Source organism: Hymenobacter agri, assembly GCF_054778495.1.
Window position 1 is genome coordinate 1 of the sequence record NZ_BAAGZM010000490.1, and the last position, 3,307, is coordinate 3,307.

A 3,307-nucleotide genomic window follows, 5' to 3' on the forward strand; every position below is an offset into this window, starting at 1 on the left:
TGCCCGGCACCCGCGCCGTGGTGGCCGCTGCCGCTACCGGCGGCCTGGCCGTGCCGGCCTACATGGCTTCGCTGAGCTACTTCGACTCCTACCGCACTGGCCGCCTGCCGTCGAACCTGATTCAGGCCCAGCGCGACTATTTCGGCGCGCACACCTACGAGCTGATTGGCAAAGAGGGTGTTTTCCATACCCAATGGACGCCGGAGCACGAGGATGCCAGCAACAAAAAAGACGCGCAGGTGGACGAGCACGGCCCGGCCGAGGAGCCGGTGAAGCCAAACAGCTAGCATTTGTTTACGCCTGCCATTCTGAGCATGTCGCGCATCTAGCGACATGCTCAAGGATGACAGGTGATTTACTTACTCCCATCAACATTCCGCCCTCTCTTTCGGCATGAACACCACCGCCACTACTATTCCGCCTACCGTGTTTGTCATTTTTGGCGGCACCGGCGATTTGAACGCCCGCAAGCTCACGCCGGCGCTGTATAATCTGTTTCTGGATGGCTGGCTGCCGGCGCAGTTTGCCATCATCGGCACGGGCCGCACCAAGCTCACCGATGAGGAATTCCGCACCAACCTGCTAGCCGATGTGAACCGGTTTTCGCGTAGCGGCAAGGCCAAAACCGACCAATGGAAGCAGTTTGCGCCCCACATTCAATACCAGGCTTCGGACGTGAAAACGCCGGCCGCCTACGAGGAATTCGGCCAGCGCATTGCGGCGCTGGAGAAGGAATGGGACGCGCCGGCCAACATCATTTACTATCTGGCAGTGGCGCCCGAGTTCTTTCCCGTCATTGCCACGGGCATTGCCAAGAGCCATACCGATACCGACCCCAACCGGGTGCGCATCGTGATTGAGAAGCCGTTTGGGCACGATTTGGAGTCGGCCCGGGCGCTGAACCAGCTGCTGGCACAGCATTACGAGGAGAAGCAGATTTACCGCATCGACCACTACCTGGGCAAGGAAACGGTGCAGAACATCATGGCCTTCCGCTTCGCCAATGCCATCATGGAGCCGCTCTGGAACCGCAATACCATCGAGCACGTGCAGATTTCGGTGACCGAGCAGCTGGGCGTGGGCGAGCGCACCGGCTACTACGACGGTTCGGGCGCCCTGCGCGACATGATTCAGAACCACCTGTTGCAGCTGCTGTGCCTGGTGGCGATGGAGCCGCCGGTGAATTTTACGGCCGACGAGGTGCGCAACCGCAAGGTAGACGTGCTGCGGGCCATGCGCCGCTTCACGCCCGAAACGGTGCGCGAGTCGGCCGTGCGCGGGCAGTACGGGCCGGGCTGGATTGAGGGCCAAGAGGTGCCCGGCTACCGCGAGGAGCCCGGCGCGAACCCCACGTCCAGCACCGAAACCTTCGCGGCGGTGAAGTTTTTTGTGGACAACTGGCGCTGGCAGGGCGTGCCGTTTTACCTGCGCACGGGCAAGCGCCTGCACCGCTCGGCATCCATTATTACGATTCAGTTCAAGGACGTGCCGCACGTCATTTTCCCAGCCGAAACGGCCGAGGGCTGGCGCAAGAACCGACTCATTATCAGCATTCAGCCCGAAATGAGCATCCGCCTGCAGGTGCAGGCCAAGCGTCCGGGCCTCGACATGATGCTGAACACCGTGGACATGGTGTTCGACTACGATGGCACCTACACCACCGAAGCGCCCGAAGCCTACGAAACCCTGCTGCTCGACACCATGCTCGGCGACCAGACGCTGTTCATGCGCGGCGACCAGGTGGAAGAAGCCTGGGACCTGGTGATGCCCATCCTCAACTCGTGGCAGAGCCGCCCCAGCCTAAGCTTCCCCAACTACTCGGCCGACTCGTGGGGCCCCGAAGTGGCCGAGGCGCTGATTGCCCGCGACGGTTTCCACTGGTTCACGCTGCCGCTGAAGGGCGGTGGGAAGAAAAAGGCGTAGAGACGCCGGACGGAGTACCCCGAAATTTTATTTCGGCCCGTGAGAACAAGCGCGTACACATCGTTCGCCCGACCCGAAATAAAATTTCGGGGTATTCCGCTTTTCCATCCTTATTCGAAAACAACACTATGCCTCTGCACATCCATCCTACCACCGAAGCTACGCTACGCGACCTGGCCGACTATTTCGTAACAAAAGCCGCCGAGGCCACCGCCGCCCGCGGCCGCTTCGCCGTGGCCCTCTCCGGCGGCAGCTCCCCCAAAAAGCTGTACGAGTTGCTGGCCTCCCCTGCCTATCGCGAGCAGGTCGACTGGCCCAGCGTATACTTCTTCTTCGGCGATGAGCGTAACGTGCCCCGCACCGACTCGCAGAGCAACTACCTGATGGCGCAAACGGCCCTACTGGCCCCGCTCGGCATTGCCGACGACCACGTTTTCGCCTTCCAAACCGAACTGCCACCCGCCAAAGCAGCGGCCGCCTACACCAGGGAAATCAAAGACTTTTTCGGTCCCAAGCCGGCCCGCTTCGACCTGGTGCTGCTGGGGCTGGGCGACAATTCGCACACAGCTTCGCTATTTCCGCACACCGAAGTGCTGCACGCCACCACGGCCGAGGTGCAGGCCGTGTTTGTGCCCGAAGTGGCTATGTACCGCCTCACTTTCACGGCCCCGCTCATCAACCAGGCGCGGGCGGTGGCGTTTCTGGTTTTCGGGGCCGACAAGGCGGCGGCCGTGCGCCGCGTGCGCCAAGGCGCACGCAACGCCGAAGAGTTTCCGGCCCAGCTAATTGCGCCTTCGGCCGGTGAGCGGCAGTGGTTTCTGGATGCAGCCGCGGCGGCCGAGCTTAATAGCCCTGCCGCCCAACCGGGCTAGGTTTCAATCTAAAACGATTACTTGAAACAATAAAAGACCGTCATGCTTCGACAAGCTCAGCATGACGGTCTTTTTATTCTATAACAAACAAGTAATCAGGCGTACCTCACTCGCCGCCCAGCACCACCGGCTCAACGGGCTTGGCAGTGAGCGTGGCCCCGACGCTGGCCACCACGATGAGTACTACCGCCAGCCACTGCAGTAGCAACAGCCGCTCATTCAGCAGCGCCCAGCCCGACAGCGCCGCCGCCACCGGCTCCAGACTCATCAGGATGCTGAAGGTGCGGGTAGGCAGCGTGCGCAGGGCCTGCATTTCGAGCGAAAAAGGCAACACACTGGAAAGCAGCGCCAACAAGCCACCCAGCAGCAGCAAATGCGGCGTGAGGCCCGCTAAGCTGCCGCTGGCCAGGCCCATGGGCAGCACCGGCAGCGCCGCGAACAGCATCCCAACGGCGACGGCTTGCTGGCCCGGCAGCACAGTGGCCGTGCGCTGGCCCAGCACGATGTACACC

Annotated in this window: 3 protein-coding genes and 1 pseudogene; 3 read left to right on the top strand and 1 reads right to left on the bottom strand. The window is 61.9% G+C overall.

The features are described from left to right. The 3 genes and pseudogenes from ACYVDE_RS18150 to pgl all read left to right on the top strand — a co-directional run. A pseudogene (locus ACYVDE_RS18150) lies at positions 1-287 on the top strand (hypothetical protein); the annotation flags it as partial. A 106-nt stretch (positions 288-393) separates the two neighbouring features. Further along, positions 394-1,923, top strand: a complete 1,530-nt coding sequence (zwf, locus tag ACYVDE_RS18155) for a glucose-6-phosphate dehydrogenase (RefSeq protein ID WP_460502966.1) — start codon at positions 394-396, stop codon at positions 1,921-1,923. A gap of 128 nt (positions 1,924-2,051) precedes the next feature. Continuing rightward, on the top strand, positions 2,052-2,795 hold the full coding sequence (gene pgl / locus ACYVDE_RS18160) for a 6-phosphogluconolactonase (protein ID WP_460502967.1): 744 nt from the start codon (positions 2,052-2,054) through the stop codon (positions 2,793-2,795). 106 nt (positions 2,796-2,901) lie between these two features. Here the strand turns inward: pgl and ACYVDE_RS18165 are convergent. Next, positions 2,902-3,307, bottom strand: a 406-nt coding sequence (locus tag ACYVDE_RS18165; RefSeq protein ID WP_460502969.1) for an EamA family transporter, incomplete at its 5' end; no start/stop codon positions are given.